The following is a 20,970-nucleotide window of genomic DNA, read 5'->3' as shown; positions in this document are numbered from 1 at the left end:
GTCATTTTCTTTAGAGTCTGATCCGAAATTAAGTTGAGTGTGACATGCTCCCCAAAGCTCTACCAGTCATAACTGGAGTCCGGGGTTGTTATGGTGCCCCTCGGGGCGGGGTTGCGCAACCCGCCTGGCAGCATCGGCGGGCGTCAGCCCGCCAACACCGCTATGCGGGCGCACATGGTTGTAGTCGTCTCGCCAGAGCCGCAGCACCGAGCGGGCGTGGCCGAGCGACACGAACAGCGTCTCGTTGAGGCATTCGTCGCGCAGACGACCGTTGAAGCTCTCGACGTAGCCGTTCTGCTGCGGCTTGCCCGGCGCGATGTAGTGCCACTCGACAGGTCGCTCCTGCGTCCATCTCAGGATCGCCAGGCTGGTCAGCTCGGTGCCGTAGCACATTGGGAAGCGGCCCCTCGAAGGGGCGCACTGCCTTGATGAAGGCAAGGGCGCGTAGCGCCCGCAGGCTTCATCAAGGCGGTCATGATCGGCCCGCAGGTCTCTAAAGTGAAGTTGTCGACTCAACCCTTTGGAGACAGACCGACCATGACCAAGCGTAGCTCTAATCCCACCGACGCCGTGCTGGTAGCCATCGATATGTCCAAACACCGCCAGGAGGTCCTGATCGAACGTCCAGAAGGCGGACCCCGACGTCGCATGACGGTGATGGCGACAAAGGCAGATTATGATCGCCTGGCCACGGATCTTAGCGACATCGGGCGTCCGATCATCGTCGGCTTCGAGGCTACTGGTAACTACCATCGCACGCTGGCGCATCGCCTGCTGTCCGCCGGCTTCGAGTTGCGCTTGATCTCGTCCGTTGCCTTGGCTCGAACGCGCGAGGCTCTGCACAATGGCTGGGACAAGAACGATTCCAAGGATGCGCAAGTGATCCTGCACATGCTGCGGATTGGCGCCACCCAGCGATACGTCGATCCGCTCGCCGCCGGGATCAACGACCTGCAGGAGATGTCGAAGACGCATGAAGCCATATCAAAGGCGAAGACCCAGGCCTGGCATAGGATCCTGACCCACTACCTGCCGCTGTATTTCCCGGAGATCGAGCGTTTCGCCGGCAACAGCCGGTCTGACTGGTTCCTGGCGCTGATCGAACGTTTCCCGACGCCGGGGAGCATCATCTCGATCGGCCGCGAAGCCTTCACTGAACAGGCCTGGCCGTTGATCGGTCGCAAGGTCTCCAAGGCCCGGGTAGTCAACGATATCTATGAGACCGCCTCTGCATCGATCGCGCTGCCGATTGACGAGGATTCCACTGCGATCACGATGTTCCGCATGGTCGTCGCTCAGGCTCGTACCCTGATCCAACAACGCAATGAGATTGAGCGGATCGCCCATGACGCGCTGGCCGCGAACCGCGATTATCAGCTTCTGCGGATGATCCCAGGCATCGGACCGATCAATGCCCTGACGATCCTTGCCGAGGCCGGTGATCTGCGCCGCTTCAGCCATCATCGCCAGTTTCTCAAGTTCTGTGGCCTCGACCTCGCTACCTGTCAGTCCGGTATGTTCCGCGGTCGGACCAAGCTGTCAAAGTATGGCAATGCCCGGTTGCGGCGTACATTCTGGATGGCGACGCAGGTCGCGATCCGCCAGCGCGACAACAGCTTCCGCGATAAGCTGGGGCGCTATGTCGCCGGGTATCCCAACGACCCCGATCGCCGTCGCAAGGCGATGACCGCGCTCACCGCCAAAATGGCGCGCGTTGCGCATGCCGTCATCAAGACGGGAACCGAGTACCGTCCGTTCGTCGAACGGGCGGACACCAGATGGAAGGACCCCTCTCTGTGCAGCCGTGAGGGCGCTACCGCGACCCTGTAGATAATGTTCGGGCCTTCCATCTGGCATCCGTATCTCATTTTAAGGACGGTGAGGACCACGACCCACGCGGCTGCTGGATCCTGTGTTTGCTATGGCCGAGAGCGCATTCCTTGACGATGGAAGCCATCTGGATCATAAAAATCATCAGCGCCGATTACACTCGGCGCAACGAGACCTGCTGGCCTTTGCCCGCTGCTGCTTCCCTACATAGGACGTTGTCGCTGACGATCATCAGCGGCGGCACACCGCGCACAGCGATGACGGCGTCGAGCTCGCGGGCGACCCGCGCACCTGACAGCGAGGTGTCGACCACCAGCGCCAGGCACTCGCGCGTGAAGTCGTCGACCACCGCCAGGATGCGGATGCGCCGGCCGCTGATCAGCGTGTCGCTGACGAAGTCGAGGCTCCACCGCTGGTTCGGTCCCTGGGGCAGCGTCATAGGCGCTCGGGTGCCCATCGCTCGCTTGCGGCCACGCCGGCGCCTGACCCGCAGGTTCTCCTCGCGGTACAGCCGCAGCAGCTTCTTGTGGTTCATGACCAGCCCCTCGCGGGCCAGCATGATCCCAAGCCGACGGTAGCCAAAGCGCCGACGCTCGGCCGCGATCTCCCGTAACCGCGACCGCAGGTCGCCATCATCACTACGCCGGGGCGCGTAGCGCACCGACGTCCTATCCACGCCAAAGATGGTACATGCCCGACGCTCGCTGATGCCGAACAGCTGCCGAGCATTCTCAACAGCCTTCCGCTGAGCGGCGGGCGTGCCGTGTCATCGAAGCGGATCGCAAGAGCGTTCAGTCCCGGCGACCGCCGGAGGTGGAGCTGCGCGCCCGCTTGCGCGAGCTTGCCAACGAGCGGCGCCGTTTCGGTTGTCGCCGGCTGCACATCCTGTTGCGGCGGGAGGGCGAGCCTTCGGGCATCAACCGCGTCTACCGTCTCTATCGGGAAGAGGGGCTCGGCGTGCGCAAGCGTCGGGCCCGGCGCCGGGCCGTTGGCACACGAGCACCGCTCCTCGTGGAGGCTCGGCCTAATGCCCGCTGGAGCCTGGACTTCATCCACGACCAGTTCGCCTGCGGCAGGCGGTTCCGGGTGCTCAACATCGTCGATGACGTGACCCGGGAGTGCCTTGCAGCGATCCCCGACACATCGATCTCGGGACGCCGCGTGGCGCGCGAGCTGACCGACATCATCGCCTGGCGCGGCAAGCCGGGGCTGATCGTCAGCGACAACGTCCTATGTAGGGAAGCAGCAGCGGGCAAAGGCCAGCAGGTCTCGTTGCGCCGAGTGTAATCGGCGCTGATGATTTTTATGATCCAGATGGCTTCCATCGTCAAGGAATGCGCTCTCGGCCATAGCAAACACAGGATCCAGCAGCCGCGTGGGTCGTGGTCCTCACCGTCCTTAAAATGAGATACGGATGCCAGATGGAAGGCCCGAACATTATCTACAGGGTCGCGGTAGCGCCCTCACGGCTGCACAGAGAGGGGTCCTTCCATCTGGTGTCCGCCCGTTCGACGAACGGACGGTACTCGGTTCCCGTCTTGATGACGGCATGCGCAACGCGCGCCATTTTGGCGGTGAGCGCGGTCATCGCCTTGCGACGGCGATCGGGGTCGTTGGGATACCCGGCGACATAGCGCCCCAGCTTATCGCGGAAGCTGTTGTCGCGCTGGCGGATCGCGACCTGCGTCGCCATCCAGAATGTACGCCGCAACCGGGCATTGCCATACTTTGACAGCTTGGTCCGACCGCGGAACATACCGGACTGACAGGTAGCGAGGTCGAGGCCACAGAACTTGAGAAACTGGCGATGATGGCTGAAGCGGCGCAGATCACCGGCCTCGGCAAGGATCGTCAGGGCATTGATCGGTCCGATGCCTGGGATCATCCGCAGAAGCTGATAATCGCGGTTCGCGGCCAGCGCGTCATGGGCGATCCGCTCAATCTCATTGCGTTGTTGGATCAGGGTACGAGCCTGAGCGACGACCATGCGGAACATCGTGATCGCAGTGGAATCCTCGTCAATCGGCAGCGCGATCGATGCAGAGGCGGTCTCATAGATATCGTTGACTACCCGGGCCTTGGAGACCTTGCGACCGATCAACGGCCAGGCCTGTTCAGTGAAGGCTTCGCGGCCGATCGAGATGATGCTCCCCGGCGTCGGGAAACGTTCGATCAGCGCCAGGAACCAGTCAGACCGGCTGTTGCCGGCGAAACGCTCGATCTCCGGGAAATACAGCGGCAGGTAGTGGGTCAGGATCCTATGCCAGGCCTGGGTCTTCGCCTTTGATATGGCTTCATGCGTCTTCGACATCTCCTGCAGGTCGTTGATCCCGGCGGCGAGCGGATCGACGTATCGCTGGGTGGCGCCAATCCGCAGCATGTGCAGGATCACTTGCGCATCCTTGGAATCGTTCTTGTCCCAGCCATTGTGCAGAGCCTCGCGCGTTCGAGCCAAGGCAACGGACGAGATCAAGCGCAACTCGAAGCCGGCGGACAGCAGGCGATGCGCCAGCGTGCGATGGTAGTTACCAGTAGCCTCGAAGCCGACGATGATCGGACGCCCGATGTCGCTAAGATCCGTGGCCAGGCGATCATAATCTGCCTTTGTCGCCATCACCGTCATGCGACGTCGGGGTCCGCCTTCTGGACGTTCGATCAGGACCTCCTGGCGGTGTTTGGACATATCGATGGCTACCAGCACGGCGTCGGTGGGATTAGAGCTACGCTTGGTCATGGTCGGTCTGTCTCCAAAGGGTTGAGTCGACAACTTCACTTTAGAGACCTGCGGGCCGATCATGACCGCCTTGATGAAGCCTGCGGGCGCTACGCGCCCTTGCCTTCATCAAGGCAGTGCGCCCCTTCGAGGGGCCGCTTCCCAATGTGCTATGGCACTGAATTTACGAGCCGGGCGATCCTGCAATGGGCCAGCCAGAACAAGGTCGAGTGGCATTACATCGATCCCGGTAAGCCCCAGCAGAACGGCTTCATCGAGAGCTTCAACGGCTCATTGCGCGATGAGCTGCTCAACGAGGAGCTGTTCGACAGCTTGGCTGACGCCCGCCGGAAGCTGGCCATCTGGCGCTACGACTACAACCATGTTCGCCCCCACTCATCGTTGGGAAATCGAACGCCTGCACAAGCGCGTCGGACGTTCGTGCAGGACGATAGCATCACGCCCGGCGCGCTTGTGCAGGCGAGCATACCGGAATATTCAACCGCAAGACTCTCGTTATGATCGAGGGACCGCCGGGGGGCAGGTCACTTGCCTCGAATTCCTGAAGGCCGGCGACACCTTGGTCGTTTGGAAACTCGACCGTCTCGGGCGATCATTGACCAATCTTCTGGCGATCATAACCGATCTGAAAAATCGAGGTGTGGCCTTCCGATCGCTAACGGAGCAGATGGACACAAGCACGCCCCATGGTGAATTGCTGTTTTCGCTCTTCGGCGCGCTCGCCCAATATGAACGCGCGCTCACGCGTGAGCGGGTGATGGCAGGCTTGGTCGCAGCTCGACGACGGGGCCGGTTCTGGGGCGGCCTTAGCGATCGGCGCGGCGCTCGTCGCTTGACGGCTTAATTGGATCGGGGGCGCCGCGATCAAGCGTTACCGCTCGGTTAGAGAATGGGATGACCAAATTATCGCTGCAACTTTGCCATCGCTTCCACTTCGATGGTTGTAAGCTCGTCGATTGTCAGGTCGAGCGCAGAGCGCTGCGTCTTCAAGTCGACCAACCTTTCCCGGATGCGGGCAATCAATCGCTCCATTTGCTCCTTATGCTCGGGATCGGCATCGTAGAGATCGAGAAACTCCTTGATTTCCTTGATGGAGAAGCCAAGGCGTTTGCCGCGCAAAATCAGCTGTATGCGTCCGATCTCACGCCTGGAATATGCCCGGGTACTGCCTACCCGTTGAGGGGCGATAAGCCCCTCCTTTTCGTAGAAGCGTAGCGTGCGAAGTGTCAGTCCGAGTTCCTGAGCGACATCCTGGATGCCGTACACTTGTAAATCCGCATCCTTTGCGCGGGTTCTCCCCTTGTGCGTGGGGTTGTCGCGATCCGCGTCCTTAAGCGTTTCATCGTCCTCGGCGAGGTGGAGCGAGTTCCCCATGCCATCCACTCCCTGTCCTCCAATCACGGCTACCCTACCACTCAAGCGCATAAGCCTCGTAGCTTGACAGGGGATAGAGGCTCAGGCGAGCTTTTTGTTCTCCTCCTCGATCAAATCCTTCTTCGAAAGTTTGCCGATCAACGTCTTGGGCAGGCTGTCCCGGAATGCGAAGGCCTTGGGCATCTCGATCTTGCTGAGGCGATCCTGCAAAAAGACCTTGAGTTCATCGACGGTCAGGTTCGATCCCTCGTGCAGCGCGATGAACAACTTGGGAGATTGACCTCTGTAGGCGTCAGGAATCGCGATTGCGATCGCCTCCTTTACCGCCGGGTGCTGGTAGGCCGCATCCTCGATGATCCGGGGATATACATTATATCCGCCACAGAAGATGATGTCCTTGATGCGGTCGACGAGGAAGAGATAGCCATCCTCATCAAAATAGCCGATATCGCCGGTTCGTAGCGCGCCATCGACGAAGACAGCACTGGTTTCTGCAGGGCGCTGCCAATAGCCCTTCATCACCTGAGGGCCGCGGGCGCACACTTCTCCGCGTTCTCCCTGGGGAAGAACCCGCGAGGGATTCTCCGGATCTCGGATCTCGATGATGGTGCCGGGGAAACTTGGGCCGCAGCTATTGTCCTTCACCGTCCCAAACAACGGGTTGCAGGCGATGATCGGGGCGGTTTCGGAGAGCCCATATCCTTCCACGACCCTGGCACGCGTGCGTGCCTCGAACTCCTCGCGTACCTCGAGCGGGAGCGGTGCGCCGCCGGATATACAGGCGCGCACGGCCGAGAGATCGGGTATCTCGTCGTCCGGAAGCGCGTTCAGGGCAACATAGATCGTAGGCACGCCGAAGAACTGTGTCGGCGGCTTGCGCTTCATCGTCCTGAGAACCTGCTTCATCTCAAACCGTGGCAGCAGGACGATTTCGGCGCCGATTTCGACTGAGAAGTTGAGCACCGTCGTGAGTGCGAAGACGTGAAACATGGGCAGGACGCCGAGAGTTCTCTCCTGCTGCGGGCGAAGTCCTCCCACATGCACCACCATCTGGGCGCTGTTCGCCGTGAGGTTGGCGTGGGTCAGCATTGCGCCCTTGGGCACGCCGGTTGTGCCTCCGGTATATTGAAGGACCGCGACATCATCAGGGTGACGTTCTACCGCGTCAGGTTCGGCATCATGGGCGAGAAGCGCCTTGAGCCGGACATGAAGGCCTTCGTCGAGTATCCGCGCGTGGTCTTTTCGCTTGAATAGCGCAAAGCCCAGGCCTTGCAGCCAGGGCAGCATATCCCTCATGCCGCACAACACGATCTTGTCCAGCCCGGCACGTGGCGCGACGGCTTGCACTTTCTCGTGGATTATCCGGACGTCCGGTACCGCCATCATGCGCGTTCCCGAGTCCCGGATCTGATGCTCCAGTTCGCGCTCCGTGTAGAGCGGGTTGAAGTTGACCACGATCGCACCCACGCGCAGCGCGGCGAAGTACAATATCACGAAATAGGGGCAGTTCGGCAGGCACAGGCCGAACCGATCGCCCTTGCGCAGCCCCTGATCCTGCAATCCACGTGCTGCACGACGAACGAGTTGCCCCACCTGCGCATAAGTCCAGGTTCGCCCGAGAAAGTCGATGGCGACGCGTTCGGGATAAAGGTTCAACGCATTGTCGAGGAGGTCGGTCAGGAGCCGTGGCGGAATTGCCGGTTCCGGTATCGACGGGAAGGCGCTGATGGCGGGCTGGGGCATGGCGATCTCCAGCATCAGAAGTGGAAACGTCCGCCGAGCGACAGCACGACGGCGTGCGCGTCCTCGAGCTTGCCGTCCATCAGGATCGGCGTCTGCACGGCCGTGCCGGCATAGGCCGCTGTCGTGCGATCAATAGTCGTATCCTTGAACGTAATATACGCTGCGCCCGCATCGAGCGTGAACCGGGAAGACACGGCATAGCTTGTGCCGGCAGCGAAATTCCAACGGTTGCTGTCAGGCACTCGAGCGTCCCGATTGCCGTTGCGCGTCGGGGTCTGGGCGTGTTGAACGCCGGCACGAACGGTCCAGGCTGGTGTGACCGCGTAATCGATGCCGCCTGCGAAGCTCCAAGTGTCCCGGTAATTTTCCGGGATTGAAACGTTGAGCGGCGCGCCGAGCCGGATAGCGTCGAATTTCGACCAACCCATGCGGGTCACCTGACCGTTGAGGGTGACCTTGGGCGACACCGCCACGCGCGCTCCGAAGATCGCCTGCCAGGGGGTCTCGAACGTGGCGTTTGCATTCACTACGCTGTTTTGCCCGGCGAGCGGACCAAGAAGACCGGTCGTCGTCACCGAACCGTCGAGATTATGCTTCACGCTCGACTTGTAGCTGGCGCCCAGTTGCATGGGGCCGGCGCGATATTGCAGCCCGGCCGACCAGCCAAGATCCCAACCATTGCCTTTCAGCTCCTGGTGGCCGTCGGCGAGAAGAGGCGATAGGTTCGGCAGATAGTTGGACAATGATGCGTCGGCATATTCGATATTAAGCGCGGCGCCGATGCTGAGATTTGGCGTAACGAGGTAGGCGATCGATGGCTGGATGTCGTATGTTCGCAGCTTGGTCTTGTCGGCGCTATACCGTGCCCAGCTGTCGGCATCATAATTGGTTGTGAAGCTATAAGGGGAGGCGACGGTCAGCCCCAAAGCGAGCCGTGATGTCAGGCCGACGGCTATCGCGCCGGAGGGTAGTACGCCATTATTGATCGGATCACGAGAGCGTTGGCTCCCGCCTACAGCCGCAGCCGACTGCCCGGGACGGACAATGAGCGTGTTGACATTGTCAACCGACCCTTTGGGAAGGATTACGCTTACGGCCTGGTGGGCATCGACTCCTTCCATGCCTGCGATCGCAGCCGGATTCCACCAGAGGGACTGTACGCCCTGGTCGGCGACCTCGCCCGAAAAGGCTCGTCCGGCACCTCTGGACGATTGTTCCTGAAGGTAAAAGGCCTGCGCGCTCGCGGCTTGCGGCGCGAGCAATCCAGCCGCCACGGCCGATGTTGCGATCCCAACTTTCCAATTTTTGCCTGCCACGCCCATCTCCCCTTTCGTGATTGTCAAATTCCTCGTGCTTATCGGAGGCGCGTCCATGTCTGCGTCTTGCACAGGGGCCAGACGATGCAGCCCTTGAGGCGCAAATGATCCCGATCGGCTAACGTGACCGTCGCGCTGTATGTACCGCCATCCTCAGCGTTGTAGATGGAACCACCCGACCAACTGCCCGACTTCCACGTAAAACCCTGCAGAATCTGCAATCCACGAAGCGGACGACCGCGCAACGCAGCGGTCTTGTTCTTTTCGTCACGTAGTTCGGGGTTGGCTTTGATCCCGTCGGAACTGATCAAGGCACCGCAGATCGATTGCCCGCAGCGGGTGATTTCCACGACGCCATGACGGCTCTCGGTTTGCCAGCGACCGACAACGGTGTCGGCGGGCAATGCAGTGCTCGAAGCCAGTAGTGTCAGAATGATCGACATTGTTCCTCTCCGCGCGCCTTCAGGCGACCGTCTGTTTCACGTCTGGAGCCAATATGCGGCAAATCAGCGTCCCATAACCATCTAGATGACGTATAGGTAAGTCAATAGCTCAATGCGTCATCAAAATGCCTATTAGGTTGTGTGCGAATTGGAGGGGTCAGGCGCTGCTGGCCCCGTCGTCAGGGTTCGGGCGTGTTCGTGTGTGACGCCGTCAAGCTATTGATCTGTGCGTGCCTTCAAGAAAGGAAAGATTGCGATAATTGCCCAGTTCCTGAATGCGCTGGATGGAACGCGACACTTCGCCGTCAGCCGCCCCGTTCGCGGCAACGACCAGGCGCCCGTAGCCGCCGGCGTGAATGCGAAAGTCGCTCCAGATCCGGACGCTATCCCCGATGATGCAGGAGACGAGATGGCCCGGATGGAAGTCGGCCCGATCGACAACCGGCTCGGCGTAGCTATCGTTCGCCACAACGACGATGTGGGTTGCGCGGATGACCAGGCCCGGCAGCGTTTCCATCCACTGCAAGGTATCACTGAAGGGGCCGACGTTGGGAGCAGACCAGAACTGCGCGTCCGCGCTGACCGAGGTTGACGTTAGCGTCGTGGTGACCGCTTCACTGTGCCTTTCCCAGGCCAGCCGCCCGTTGGCGGACCACTCCGTTTCCAGGTGGCGCAGGTTGCGATCGAGTCCAGAGGCACATCGCTGCTCCAGGATCAGCCATTCCTTCTCCCGGTCATTCTCATCGACCAGGCGAACCGTCTGAAATGCCATGGCGGGCAATTCGAGTGCAGGAAAACGGCGCAGATGCATTTCGCCGACGATCTGACGCCGGAGGGGATGCTCAGAAAATCGCATGTGTGCGCCTTCGAAAACAGGTGCAGTGGCGCTTGGGGAGAGGCGCAGCCGTCGATAAGACGGGCGCGAGCATCATCGCCGGGATGAGAGTGCGCGGTTTTTCACTGGCGAGCATCCGTACGTTCCTCGGCCAAGACCTCCGATATCAAGCCTCCCGGGAACCGGTGCATGACGATTCCCTCGACGGCGTGAGAAGGGTGCCAAAGATTTTAGTTGACGTAAACGTCATTTCACGCACCATTAGGTAATCAGATGTCCGATTCCCTGGAGAGGCTATCATCGATGCGTAATGTGGTTGTTGCGGGCTATGCCCGGTCCCCCTTTCACCTGGCAGGCAAGGGCGCGCTGGCGCGCGTCCGCCCTGACGATCTGGCCGCTCAGGTCATTCGCGGACTGATTCAGCAGACCGGCGTGAAGGCCGAAGATATCGAGGATATCGTGCTGGGCTGCGCTTTTCCTGAAGGCGAGCAGGGCTTCAACATCGCGCGCCTTATCGGTCTTCTCGCCGACCTGCCGCTCTCTGTCGGCGGCATGACCGTTAATCGCTTCTGCGGATCGTCGATGAGCTCGGTCCACATCGCTGCGGGCCAGATTCAGCTTGGCGCCGGCGAGGCCTTCATCTGCGCGGGCGTGGAGTCGATGAGCCGCGTGCCGATGATGGGGTTCAATCCGCTGCCGAACCCCGAGCTCGCGAAGAAGAGCGCCGCCTATATGGGCATGGGCGACACGGCGGAGAATGTCGCGACCAAATATCAGATCACCCGTGCCCAGCAGGAAGCCTTTGCGGTCGCCAGTCAGGACAAGGCGGCCGCGGCTATCGCGGCCGGCAAGCTCGAGGCCGAGATCGTGCCGATCACGACCAAGGCGGGCGTGGTCGACAAGGATGGCACGCCGCGTGCCGGCACGACGACGGAAACCCTCGCCGGGCTGAAGCCGGCCTTCAGCCAGGACGGCACGGTAACGGCGGGAACGTCCTCGCCGCTGACCGATGGCGCAAGCGCAATCCTGGTCACGAGCGAGGATTATGCGCGCGCGCATGGACTGCCGATCCTTGCCCGCATCAAGTCGGTTGCTGTCTCTGGCTGCCAGCCGGAGATCATGGGCATCGGACCGGTCGAGGCCTCGCGCAAGGCGCTGCAGCGGGCGGGGCTCAGTGTGGACCAGCTTGACGTTGTCGAGCTCAACGAAGCCTTTGCGAGCCAGTCACTGGCCTGCATCAGCGACCTGGGGCTTGACCAGTCGAAGGTCAATCTGGACGGCGGCGCCATCGCGATAGGCCACCCTCTGGGGGCGACCGGTGCGCGGATCGTGGGCAAGGCCGCGGCTCTGCTGAAGCGCGAAGGCGGCAGCTATGCGCTTGCCACCCAGTGCATCGGCGGCGGTCAGGGCATCGCCACCGTGCTGGAGGCGGCGGAATGAGCGAGCAGGCCATCAAGCCAGTCGGCGCCCCGCCGGAAACCATCAAAAAGGTCTGCGTGATCGGCGCAGGCGTCATGGGCGCCGGCATCGCAGCGCAGGTCGCCAATGCCGGCGTGCCGGTGCTGCTGCTCGATATCGTGCCCAAGGAGGGCGGCGATCGTGACGCCGTGGCGAAGGGTGCGGTCGCGAAGATGCTGAAGACCGATCCGGCGCCCTTCATGTCGAAGGCTGCGGCGAAGCTCGTTGAAACGGGCAATATCGACGACCATCTCGAGCGGGTGGCCGAATGCGACTGGATCGTCGAGGCGATCGTCGAACGGCTCGACATCAAGCAGGCGCTCTACGCCAAGCTCGAGCAGCTCAAGCGTCCGGGCACGGCGGTATCGTCCAATACCTCGACGATTCCGCTTGGCCATCTGGTCGAGGGGCGGGACGATCAGTTCAAACAGGACTTCCTGATCACCCATTTCTTCAATCCGCCGCGCTACATGCGGCTCATCGAAATCGTGACCGGCCCCGACACTGATACGGCTGTGGCGAGGCGCGTCTCGGATTTCGTCGATCGAAAGCTCGGCAAGCGCATCGTGCCGGCGCGGGACACGCCGGGCTTCATCGCCAATCGCATCGGTACCTACTGGCTGGCCGTCGCGATCAATGCCGCGATGGACCAGGGGCTGACGGTGGAGGAAGCCGACCAGATCGGCGGAAAGCCGATGGGCGTGCCCAAGACCGGCATTTTCGGCCTTGTCGATCTCGTTGGCGTCGACCTCATGCCGCTGCTCACGAAGAGCCTGTCCTCGACGCTGCCGGCAGGTGACGCCTATTTCGACACGGTGAGGCCGATGCCGCTCGTCGACAGGATGATCGCGGAAGGCTTTACCGGGCGGAAGGGCAAGGGCGGTTTCTACGCGTTCGACAAGGCGACGAAGACCAAGAAAGCGCTCGATCTCGCGACCGGCGAATATCGCGTATCGGTGAAGCCGGCTTCCTTGCCGGGCCGGGCCGAGAAGGACCTGGCAGCATTGGTTGCTGCGCCCGGCAAGGTCGGGGCCTATGCCTGGGAAATTCTCGGCAAGGTTCTTTCCTATGCCGCGAGTCTGGTCGGTGAAGCTGCGGACAACATCGTCGGCATCGATGACGCGATGAAGCTCGGCTACAACTGGAAGTTCGGGCCGTTCGAACTGATCGATCGCCTCGGGCCGGGCAAGCTCGCCGAACGGCTGGCGGCCGAGGGGCGGGATGTTCCCGCGATCCTCAAGGTAGCCGGAGATCGGCCATTCTACCGGGTGCAGGACGGCCGTCGGCAATATCTCGATGCCGCCGGCGACTATCATGATGTCGTGCGGCCCGAGGGCGTGCTGCTGCTGGAAGACATCAAGCTTCATAGCCAGCCGATCCTCAAAAATGGCTCGGCGGCACTCTGGGATGTCGGCGACGGCGTTGCCTGCCTTGAGTTCACCGGCAAGATGAACGCGCTCGACGGCGATGTGATGAAGCTGATCGGTCAGGCGATCCCGGTCGTGCAGGACAAGTTCAAGGCGCTCGTCGTCTATAATGAGGGCAGCAATTTCTCTGCCGGCGCCAATCTCGGCCTTGCCCTGTTCGCGCTGAACATCGCGGCATGGGGCGAGATCGAAAAGCTCGTCGCGGGCGGGCAGCAGGCCTACAAGGCGCTCAAATATGCGCCGTTCCCGGTCGTGAGCGCGCCGGCCGGCATGGCGTTGGGCGGTGGTTGCGAGATCCTGCTCAACAGTGATGCCGTGCAGGCCCATGCCGAAAGCTATGTGGGTCTGGTCGAGTGCGGCGTGGGCCTGATCCCTGGCTGGGGCGGATGCGGTGAAATGATCGATCGCTGGCGCTCCAGTCCCGGCATGCCCAAGGGGCCGATGCCGGCCGTTGCCAAGGTGTTCGAGACGGTATCGACGGCCACTGTGGCAAAGTCGGCCGCCGAGGCGAAGGAGCATGGCTTCCTGCGTCCGTCGGACGGCATCACGATGAACCGCGACCGCCTGCTGGCGGATGCCAAGGCGAAGGCACTGGAACTGGCGGACGGTTACAAACCGCCCGTGGCTCCGGAATTCCGCTTGCCTGGCGCGGGAGGCAAGTCCGCTCTTTCGATGGCTGTCGAAGGCTTCCAGGCCCGTGGCCTCGCAACCTCCTACGATGGTGTCGTGTCCGGCGCGCTCGCCGACGTCCTGACGGGCGGCGAGAAGGATCTGATCGACATCGTGACCGAAGAGGATCTGCTGGCGCTCGAGCGCAAGGCCTTCATGCAACTGGTGCGCGACCCGCGGACCCAGGCGCGCGTCGAGCAGATGCTCGTCACCGGCAAGCCGCTGCGTAACTGATTGGCGGCCGGCGGCCCGAGGGCCGACTGGTCAGGAGATATAAATATGCAAGTCTATGACGCCCCGTTGCGCGATATGCGCTTCGTGCTCAACGAACTCCATGCCGATGACGGCTTCGGGGACATTCCCGCGCTGGCGGAGTTCACGCCGGATCTGACCGATGCCATCCTCGAGGAGGCGGCGCGCTTCTGTCGCGACGTGCTCTTGCCGATCAATCGGTCGGGCGACGAGGAAGGATGCCATCTGGAAAACGGCGTTGTGCGGACGCCGGCGGGGTTCGCGCAAGCCTATAAGCAATTCGCCGAAGGTGGCTGGACCGCGCTCGCATCCGATCCAGAATGGGGTGGGCAAGGGCTGCCGGAAGCGGTCAACAAGCTGGTCGAAGAGATGATCTGCTCGTCCAACCTTTCCTTCGGCCTCTATCCGGGCCTCACCCATGGTGCGACCACTGCGATCGAGGGCCATGGGAGCGACGCGCTCAAGCAGGCCTACCTGCCCAAGATGGTAAGCGGTCAATGGTCCGGCACGATGTGCCTGACAGAGCCTCATTGCGGTACCGATCTCGGGCTCCTGCGCAGCCGCGCGGTCCCGCAGGGCGATGGCAGCTACAAGGTCACCGGCTCCAAGATCTTCATCTCCGCCGGTGAGCATGACCTGACCGAGAATATCATCCATCTCGTGCTCGCCCGCCTGCCCGACGCCCCCAAGGGCGTAAAGGGCATCAGCCTGTTCCTCGTTCCCAAATATCTTCCCAAGGAGGACGGCACTCCCGGTCAATCGAACGGCGTCGCCTGCGCCGCGATCGAGCACAAGATGGGTCTCAAGGCGTCGGCGACCTGCCAGATGAACTTCGACGATTCGACCGGTTGGCTGGTCGGCGAGCCGGGCAAGGGCATGGCCGCCATGTTCACGATGATGAACACTGAGCGCGTCTCTGTCGGCATTCAGGGCCTCGGTGTCGGTGAAGCCGCGTATCAGGCGGCGGCCTGGTATGCGAAGGACCGTATTCAGGGCCGGGCGCTCTCGGGCCCCAAATATCCCGAACAGGCTGCCGATCCGATCATCGTCCATCCCGATGTTCGCCGCATGTTGATGACGATGCGGGCCTATAATGAGGGGTGCCGGGCGCTCTCGGCCTGGGTCTCGCGCGCGCTGGACGCGGAAAAACATTCTCCCGAACCCGAAGTGCGCCAGCGTGCGAGTGACTTCATCGCGCTCATGACCCCCGTCGTCAAAGCGCTCTTCACCGACCTTGCGTTCGACAGTGCGAACCTCGCTGTCCAATGCTATGGCGGCCACGGCTACATCCGCGAAAGCGGCGTCGAGCAATATGCCCGTGATGCCCGGATCACCATGATCTATGAGGGGACGAACGGCGTTCAGGCGCTCGATCTCGTCGGCCGCAAGCTCGGCGCCCATATGGGCCGCTATCTGCGCAGCTTCTTCCATCCGGTGTCGGCTTTCATCGAGGAAAACAACGTCGACGGACCGATGAAGCCGATGGTCGAGGCGCTCGCCAAGGCGTTCGGGGCGCTGCAGCTTTCGACGGCCACGGTCGCGCAGCGGGCACTCAAGGATCCCGAAGAGGCGGGCGCGGCGTCGGCGGACTATCTGCGTCTGATGGGCCTGGTGGCCATGGGCTATTGCTTTGCCAAGGCGACCAAGATTGCAGGCTTGCAGCTCTTCTTCGGCAGCGAGGACAAGCGCTTCTACGATGCCAAGATCAAGACGGCGACGTTCTTCTTCGAGCGCATCCTGCCGCAGGCGACGGCCAGCTTCCTGGCGATCAAGGCGGGCAAGAAGTCGCTGATGGCGCTGGAAGACGACGTGTTTTGACGCTTCCGGCAAGCCTCGAAAAGCGGCTGGCCATTCCAGCCATCGTTGCGCCGATGTTCCTTGTGTCGGGACCGGACCTTGTCGTCAGTTGCTGCGAGGCGGGACTGCTTGGCACGTTCCCGGCGCTCAATCAGCGGACCAGCGAAGGTTTCGGTGAATGGCTGGATGAAATCGAGGAGCGGCTGGCTCCCATGCCGGGAGCGGCGCCCTTCGGCGTCAACCTCATCGTCCATAAGAGCAATCCGAGGCTCGACGCCGATCTGGAACTGATCGTTCGGCACCATGTGCCATTGGTCATCACCTCGCTCGGCGCCGTCGCGGATCTTGTCCAGGTGGTTCAGGGCTATGGCGGGCTGGTCTTTCACGACGTGACGAACGTGCGTCATGCGGAAAAGGCGCTCGAAGCTGGCGTCGACGGTCTGATCGCGGTCGCTGCCGGCGCGGGGGGACATGCCGGCACGATGAGCCCGTTCGCACTGGTTGACGAGATACGGCGCTTCTTCCAGGGGCCGCTGGCGCTTTCCGGCGCCATCACGCGCGGCCACCAGATCGCGGCCGCGCAGATGATGGGGGCCGATCTTGCCTATATCGGATCCCACTTCATCGCGTCGGAAGAGAGTCTCGCCTCGCCGGCACAGAAAGACATGGTGATCGGGGCCGGACCAGCGGATATCGTCTATACGGACCGGGTCACCGGCGTCGGGGCCAATTTTCTCCGGCCCTCGCTGGAAGCCGCGACTCTCCCTGAGCCACATGGCGCGCTTTCGGTTTCGGAGGAGGCCAAGGCCTGGAAGACGATCTGGTCGGCAGGCCACGGTGTCGGCGCTACCACTGCCGTCCAACCGGCCCGATCCATCTGTGAGAGACTCATTGCCGAATATCAGGCGGCATTACAATCAGAGTAGGATTGATCCATGAAGGTGCTTGTGCCCGTCAAGCGGGTTATCGATTATAATGTGAAACCGCGCGTGAAGGCGGATGGGACGGGCGTCGATTTGGCGAACGTGAAAATGTCGATGAACCCGTTCGACGAGATCGCCGTCGAAGAGGCTATCCGCCTCAAGGAAAAGGGAGTCGCGACCGAAATCGTGGTGGTGTCGATCGGCGTCGCCAAGGCGCAGGAAACGCTGCGCACCGCGCTCGCCATGGGGGCCGACCGCGCGATCCTCGTCCAGACTGACGATGAGGTCGAGCCGCTCGCCGTCGCCAAGATCCTGAAGGCCATCGCCACCGAGGAGGCTCCGGGCCTGGTGATCCTCGGCAAGCAGGCCATCGACGATGATGCCAATCAGACCGGCCAGATGCTGGCAGCCCTTCTCGGTTGGGGGCAGGGCACATTCGCCAGCAAGGTCGAAGTATCGGGCGAGACTGTCGCGGTGACCCGTGAGGTGGATGGCGGTCTGGAGACCGTAAGCCTCAAACTGCCGGCGATCGTGACGACCGATCTGCGTCTCAACGAACCGCGCTATGCGAGCCTGCCCAATATCATGAAGGCCAAATCCAAGCCGCTGGCGACGAAGACGCCGGCCGATCTCGGTGTTGAGATCGCCTCGCGCCTCAAGACGCTCAAGGTGACCGAACCCCCCAAGCGCTCGGCGGGCATCAAGGTGGCCGACGTCGATGAATTGGTCGCCAGGCTCAAGGAAATGGCGATTTGATAAACTTTCAAACGCGCCGAACTTGCCGAACCTCTCCCATGCAAGTGACGGCGCACCCCGCTTCATCCTGTGCGCACAGAGATGAAGCGGGGGCGGATTTCTCGGAGAATAAGTTATGAATACGCTCGTCTGGGTTGAACATGACAATGCGTCGGTCAAGGATGCGACGCTATCGGCCGTCACCGCCGCTGCCAAACTTGGTGAGGTCCATCTGCTGGTTGCCGGTGCGGGCATCGGCGGCGTGGCCGAGGCTGCTGCGAAGGTCGCGGGTGTCGCCAAAGTCGTAACGTTCGACGATGCGGCGTTCAAACACGCTTTGCCCGAGAATGTCGCGCCGGCCGTCGCGGACCTGATGCGCGGCTATGACGCGTTCGTGGCGCCTTCCACTTCGAATGGCAAGAACATCGCGCCGCGCGTGGCGGCCTTGCTTGATGTGATGCAGGTCAGCGACATCCTGTCGGTGGAAAGCGCTGACACGTTCACGCGTCCCATCTACGCGGGAAATGCGATCGCGACGGTCCAGTCGTCTGATGCAAAGAAGGTTATCACGGTGCGTGGCACAGCCTTCGAGAAGGCGGCCCGCGAGGGTGGCTCGGCCAGTATCGAGGCTGCGACGGGCACGGATGCGGGACTTTCCAGCTTCGTGGGTGCCGAGATCGCCCAGTCCGAGCGCCCGGAACTCACCTCGGCCAAAATCATCGTCTCGGGCGGGCGAGCGCTGGGCTCGGCCGGGCAGTTTCATGGCGTGATCGATCCGCTGGCCGACAAGCTGGGCGCGGGTGTGGGCGCAAGCCGCGCGGCGGTCGATGCTGGCTATGCGCCCAACGATTTTCAGGTCGGCCAGACCGGCAAGATCGTGGCGCCGGAAGTCTATGTCGCCGTCGGCATATCGGGTGCGATTCAGCACCTTGCTGGCATGAAGGATAGCAAGACCATCATCGCGATCAACAAGGATGAGGACGCGCCCATCTTCCAGGTCGCCGATATCGGCCTGGTCGGCGACCTCTTCAAGATCGTTCCTGAACTGACCGAAAAGCTTTGAGGTAAGCGATGACCGGTCTGGAAGAGATCGAACAGTTCATGGCGGCCGGCACCCGGCCGCCCATGATGGACCTGTTCGACATCGATCTGCTTGAGGCGGAGGAGGGGAAGGTCGTCTTTGTCGCGACGCCCACCTCGCAGACCTACAATTTCATGGGCATCGCCCATGGTGGCTATGCCGCGACGCTGCTGGATTCGGCCTGCGGCATCGCGGCGAACTCCGCGGCCCAAGTGCCCATCAACTGCGTCACGCTCGAACTCAAGGTCGCCTATCATGCGCCCTTGACCGACAGGGTCGGGATGGTCCGTGCAATCGGCCAGGTGGTGTCGATGGGCAAGAGGGTGGCGCATACCGAGGCGCGTCTGATCGACATGGCCGGCAAACTCTATGCCTCCGCGACATCGACCTTGCTGCTCGTCGATCGGGCGGCCTGAACAGGAAAGAAGATATGGAAGTCGTTATCCCGCACAGCCTTGGTAAAATCGAAGCGAAGAGCAGGATCGAGGCCGGCCTGCCCAAGCTGGCAGCGCATATCCCGGGAGGCGGTTCGCTCAGTTCCGAGTGGGTATCGGACTACGCACTACACTTAGTCATCGGGGCGATGGGGCAGAATATCCCGGTGCAACTCGACATTGAGGATAGCGAGATTCGCGGCGACGTCAGCGTACCGCTGTTCCTCAAAATGATGTCAGGACAGATTTCGGATTTTGTGAAAACGAGCGCCGAGAAAATGCTCAGCAAGGCATGATGAATTTACTGGCCGCAGGACAATATCGTTGCTCTGCGATGATTGAGTTTACGAGAATCTGCCCTGTTTCCTAGCCGATAGTGTCCGCGCGAGGGCTTTGTGATGGAAGAAATCGCTCCCCGAGTTTTCAGGATCATTAGCCGTCAGCTCGGCGTCTATCCGGATCAGATTGCCCTTGCTTCGTCTTTCTACGATGACATCGGCGTGGATAGTCTCGATGTGCTGGAAGTTGTGATGGCGCTTGAAGACGAATTCGGACTCACTATCCCGGATGAAGCCGCCGGTGAGGTCAAAACAGTAGAGGATGCGGTCAAGCTGGTCGAAGCATGGATAGCCAAGTGAGATAAAACCCACGATCCTCTGAAACCGCAATTCACGACGACAATGAAATCTAGATAGCTCTTTGGTCGCCTGACGTATCACTTCCATGATCAAGGCTACCGTGATCGCGCATAGCCGCCATATGCTTTGCGCCAGAAACGGGATTTCATCTATCGCTTTGCCCACTCGATGACGGAATGGTGTTTCCGAAAAGAATATAGCGAACCATGTTATCTAATGACGAATCGCTGTCTTCTCACATTTGACGAACTGGCTGGTAACGTCGGAGCGGGAAGATGCATGAAAGAGGTAGATCATGCGATACCGTTCATTAGGCCTGGCTACAGTCTTGATTGTCACGAGCACCGCTTGGGCGCAGACGCCGTCGGATAACCAACATGCGCTGATCGGACCGCCCCAACTCCACGCCCTTCCCGTCACCGCTCCGACGCTCGTCGAGGCCTATGGTCCTGATCCTCTGCAGATCGGTGAACTGCGCTTGCCTGCAGGTCCTGGCCCGTTTCCCGTCGTCATGGTCATTCACGGTGGCTGCTGGACGAAAGGCTATGAGACACTGGCAGGCACGGCGCCGTTGGCGAGCGCCTTGACGGACATGGGCGTGGCGACATGGAATATAGAGTATCGACAGGTTGGTGACACCCGCGGCGGGTGGCCTGGGACCTTCCAGGATTGGGGAGCGGCGCTCGATCACTTGAGGGTGCTGGCACGAACCCAGCCTCTGGACCTGAAGCATGTGGTGACGGTGGGACATTCTGCCGGCGCCCACGCTGCCCTGTGGCTGGCGGCCCGTCCCAGATTGCCTGCCGACAGCGAGGTCCGCGGCGCTGATCCACTGAAGGTTTCCGCCGCGGTCGCCATCGACGGCCCAGGCGACCTGCGAACCCTGTACGGGTTCGACAAGGATATTTGCGGCCGCCCGATCTTCGTCAACCTGTTCGGGGGCGCTCCTGACGCACAGGCGGGCCGCTACCGTCAGGCAAATCCGATCGAATGGCTGCCTCTGGCCGTGCCTCAATTCATGGTCGCTTCCGTCGTGCTGGAGCCTTCAGCCGCGCAAGCCTATGCAGCAGCCGCACAGTCGGCCGGCGATAAGGCGACGGTGATCACCCTGGAGAATGCGGGCGACTTCAACATGCTTTCGCCTGCGGACCCCACCTGGGCGCCGGTAGAGGCCGCGATCCTCGCGGCGGCGAAAGCAGAGCAATAGTCGAGGCAGCCTCCGGTTTATCCCCATCTCGGTGATCTCTATCTGATGAAGCCCTGCAGAGGTCCGCTTCGAAC

At 61.6% G+C, this 20,970-nt stretch carries 15 protein-coding genes and 7 pseudogenes; 14 read left to right on the top strand and 8 right to left on the bottom strand.

Going from position 1 to position 20,970, the window contains the following annotated elements; translation table 11 throughout:
* Window positions 1-66: 66 nt before the first annotated feature.
* Window positions 67-384, bottom strand: a pseudogene (locus N6H05_RS26405) (integrase core domain-containing protein); the annotation flags it as partial.
* 153 nt (window positions 385-537) lie between these two features.
* Between N6H05_RS26405 and N6H05_RS26400 the strand changes: the two are divergent.
* A pseudogene (locus N6H05_RS26400) lies at window positions 538-1,834 on the top strand (IS110 family RNA-guided transposase).
* Window positions 1,835-2,044: 210 nt separating this feature from the next.
* On the opposite strand, the pseudogene N6H05_RS26395 reads toward N6H05_RS26400, so the two are convergent.
* Window positions 2,045-2,590 (bottom strand): annotated as a pseudogene (locus tag N6H05_RS26395) (DDE-type integrase/transposase/recombinase); the annotation flags it as partial.
* On the opposite strand from N6H05_RS26395, the pseudogene N6H05_RS26390 reads away from it, so the two are divergent.
* A pseudogene (locus tag N6H05_RS26390) lies at window positions 2,575-3,057 on the top strand (DDE-type integrase/transposase/recombinase); the annotation flags it as partial. The pseudogenes N6H05_RS26395 and N6H05_RS26390 overlap by 16 nt on opposite strands.
* A gap of 210 nt (window positions 3,058-3,267) precedes the next feature.
* Here N6H05_RS26390 and N6H05_RS26385 read toward each other — a convergent pair.
* Window positions 3,268-4,564, bottom strand: a pseudogene (locus N6H05_RS26385) (IS110 family RNA-guided transposase).
* A gap of 153 nt (window positions 4,565-4,717) precedes the next feature.
* Here N6H05_RS26385 and N6H05_RS26380 point away from each other — a divergent pair.
* A pseudogene (locus tag N6H05_RS26380) lies at window positions 4,718-5,065 on the top strand (integrase core domain-containing protein); the annotation flags it as partial.
* 16 nt (window positions 5,066-5,081) lie between these two features.
* A pseudogene (locus tag N6H05_RS26375) lies at window positions 5,082-5,408 on the top strand (recombinase family protein); the annotation flags it as partial.
* A 59-nt stretch (window positions 5,409-5,467) separates the two neighbouring features.
* On the opposite strand, the gene N6H05_RS26370 reads toward N6H05_RS26375, so the two are convergent.
* From N6H05_RS26370 to N6H05_RS26350, 5 genes are all read right to left on the bottom strand, one after another.
* Window positions 5,468-5,938: a MerR family transcriptional regulator gene (locus N6H05_RS26370; protein WP_017503287.1), complete on the bottom strand. Its 471-nt coding sequence runs from the start codon at window positions 5,936-5,938 to the stop codon at window positions 5,468-5,470.
* Window positions 5,939-6,019: 81 nt separating this feature from the next.
* The gene (locus N6H05_RS26365; RefSeq protein WP_284114337.1) at window positions 6,020-7,681 is read right to left on the bottom strand and encodes a long-chain-fatty-acid--CoA ligase; all 1,662 of its coding nucleotides are present in this window, start codon (window positions 7,679-7,681) and stop codon (window positions 6,020-6,022) included.
* Window positions 7,682-7,695: 14 nt separating this feature from the next.
* The gene (locus tag N6H05_RS26360) at window positions 7,696-9,003 is read right to left on the bottom strand and encodes an OmpP1/FadL family transporter (RefSeq protein WP_036526777.1); all 1,308 of its coding nucleotides are present in this window, start codon (window positions 9,001-9,003) and stop codon (window positions 7,696-7,698) included.
* A 32-nt stretch (window positions 9,004-9,035) separates the two neighbouring features.
* Window positions 9,036-9,440 (bottom strand): DUF2147 domain-containing protein, encoded by a 405-nt coding sequence (locus tag N6H05_RS26355; RefSeq protein WP_026109759.1) that lies wholly within the window; start codon window positions 9,438-9,440, stop codon window positions 9,036-9,038.
* A gap of 211 nt (window positions 9,441-9,651) precedes the next feature.
* Entirely contained in the window at window positions 9,652-10,296 is a 645-nt protein-coding gene (locus N6H05_RS26350; protein WP_099233883.1) for a DUF3422 family protein, read from the bottom strand.
* A 282-nt stretch (window positions 10,297-10,578) separates the two neighbouring features.
* On the opposite strand from N6H05_RS26350, the gene N6H05_RS26345 reads away from it, so the two are divergent.
* From N6H05_RS26345 to N6H05_RS26300, 10 genes are all read left to right on the top strand, one after another.
* Window positions 10,579-11,715, top strand: coding sequence for a thiolase family protein (locus N6H05_RS26345; protein ID WP_004206969.1), 1,137 nt, complete (start codon window positions 10,579-10,581; stop codon window positions 11,713-11,715).
* On the top strand, window positions 11,712-14,063 hold the full coding sequence (locus N6H05_RS26340; RefSeq protein ID WP_025290591.1) for a 3-hydroxyacyl-CoA dehydrogenase/enoyl-CoA hydratase family protein: 2,352 nt from the start codon (window positions 11,712-11,714) through the stop codon (window positions 14,061-14,063). The genes N6H05_RS26345 and N6H05_RS26340 overlap by 4 nt, the downstream gene beginning before the upstream one ends.
* 45 nt (window positions 14,064-14,108) lie before the next feature.
* Complete coding sequence (locus tag N6H05_RS26335; RefSeq protein WP_025290592.1) at window positions 14,109-15,899, top strand: acyl-CoA dehydrogenase C-terminal domain-containing protein; 1,791 nt, start codon at window positions 14,109-14,111, stop codon at window positions 15,897-15,899.
* Window positions 15,896-16,804 carry an NAD(P)H-dependent flavin oxidoreductase gene (locus N6H05_RS26330; protein WP_025290593.1) on the top strand — a complete coding sequence of 303 codons (909 nt, stop codon included), beginning with the start codon at window positions 15,896-15,898 and terminating at the stop codon, window positions 16,802-16,804. Before N6H05_RS26335 ends, N6H05_RS26330 begins: the two co-directional genes overlap by 4 nt.
* 9 nt (window positions 16,805-16,813) lie before the next feature.
* Entirely contained in the window at window positions 16,814-17,557 is a 744-nt protein-coding gene (locus tag N6H05_RS26325) for an electron transfer flavoprotein subunit beta/FixA family protein (RefSeq protein ID WP_004206977.1), read from the top strand.
* A 115-nt stretch (window positions 17,558-17,672) separates the two neighbouring features.
* Window positions 17,673-18,599, top strand: coding sequence for an electron transfer flavoprotein subunit alpha/FixB family protein (locus tag N6H05_RS26320; RefSeq protein ID WP_004206978.1), 927 nt, complete (start codon window positions 17,673-17,675; stop codon window positions 18,597-18,599).
* An 8-nt stretch (window positions 18,600-18,607) separates the two neighbouring features.
* Window positions 18,608-19,033: a PaaI family thioesterase gene (locus N6H05_RS26315; protein WP_004206979.1), complete on the top strand. Its 426-nt coding sequence runs from the start codon at window positions 18,608-18,610 to the stop codon at window positions 19,031-19,033.
* 14 nt (window positions 19,034-19,047) lie between these two features.
* Complete coding sequence (locus N6H05_RS26310) at window positions 19,048-19,347, top strand: polyhydroxyalkanoic acid system family protein (RefSeq protein ID WP_004206980.1); 300 nt, start codon at window positions 19,048-19,050, stop codon at window positions 19,345-19,347.
* Between the two features lie 102 nt (window positions 19,348-19,449).
* Complete coding sequence (gene acpP / locus N6H05_RS26305) at window positions 19,450-19,689, top strand: acyl carrier protein (protein WP_004206981.1); 240 nt, start codon at window positions 19,450-19,452, stop codon at window positions 19,687-19,689.
* Between the two features lie 295 nt (window positions 19,690-19,984).
* A complete protein-coding gene (locus tag N6H05_RS26300; RefSeq protein WP_284114335.1) occupies window positions 19,985-20,896 on the top strand; it encodes an alpha/beta hydrolase family protein in 912 nt (303 codons plus the stop codon).
* Window positions 20,897-20,970: the final 74 nt, after the last annotated feature.

The sequence above is a fragment of the Sphingobium sp. WTD-1 genome, assembly GCF_030128825.1.
Lineage (GTDB): Bacteria > Pseudomonadota > Alphaproteobacteria > Sphingomonadales > Sphingomonadaceae > Sphingobium.
Note: the sequence above shows the minus strand (reverse complement) of the source record. Positions and strands in the feature narration are given on the sequence as shown.

Excerpts from the sequence above, each read along its gene's own strand:
- N6H05_RS26370 (WP_017503287.1), bottom strand. The coding sequence starts at position 5,938 with ATGGGGAACTCGCTCCACCTCGCCGAGGACGATGAAACGCTTAAGGAC.
- N6H05_RS26365 (WP_284114337.1), bottom strand. The coding sequence starts at position 7,681 with ATGCCCCAGCCCGCCATCAGCGCCTTCCCGTCGATACCGGAACCGGCA.
- N6H05_RS26355 (WP_026109759.1), bottom strand. The coding sequence starts at position 9,440 with ATGTCGATCATTCTGACACTACTGGCTTCGAGCACTGCATTGCCCGCC.
- N6H05_RS26345 (WP_004206969.1), top strand. The coding sequence starts at position 10,579 with ATGCGTAATGTGGTTGTTGCGGGCTATGCCCGGTCCCCCTTTCACCTG.
- N6H05_RS26320 (WP_004206978.1), top strand. The coding sequence starts at position 17,673 with ATGAATACGCTCGTCTGGGTTGAACATGACAATGCGTCGGTCAAGGAT.
- N6H05_RS26340 (WP_025290591.1), top strand. The coding sequence starts at position 11,712 with ATGAGCGAGCAGGCCATCAAGCCAGTCGGCGCCCCGCCGGAAACCATC.
- N6H05_RS26350 (WP_099233883.1), bottom strand. The coding sequence starts at position 10,296 with ATGCGATTTTCTGAGCATCCCCTCCGGCGTCAGATCGTCGGCGAAATG.
- N6H05_RS26360 (WP_036526777.1), bottom strand. The coding sequence starts at position 9,003 with ATGGGCGTGGCAGGCAAAAATTGGAAAGTTGGGATCGCAACATCGGCC.
- acpP (WP_004206981.1), top strand. The coding sequence starts at position 19,450 with ATGGAAGAAATCGCTCCCCGAGTTTTCAGGATCATTAGCCGTCAGCTC.
- N6H05_RS26310 (WP_004206980.1), top strand. The coding sequence starts at position 19,048 with ATGGAAGTCGTTATCCCGCACAGCCTTGGTAAAATCGAAGCGAAGAGC.
- N6H05_RS26315 (WP_004206979.1), top strand. The coding sequence starts at position 18,608 with ATGACCGGTCTGGAAGAGATCGAACAGTTCATGGCGGCCGGCACCCGG.
- N6H05_RS26325 (WP_004206977.1), top strand. The coding sequence starts at position 16,814 with ATGAAGGTGCTTGTGCCCGTCAAGCGGGTTATCGATTATAATGTGAAA.
- N6H05_RS26300 (WP_284114335.1), top strand. The coding sequence starts at position 19,985 with ATGCGATACCGTTCATTAGGCCTGGCTACAGTCTTGATTGTCACGAGC.
- N6H05_RS26335 (WP_025290592.1), top strand. The coding sequence starts at position 14,109 with ATGCAAGTCTATGACGCCCCGTTGCGCGATATGCGCTTCGTGCTCAAC.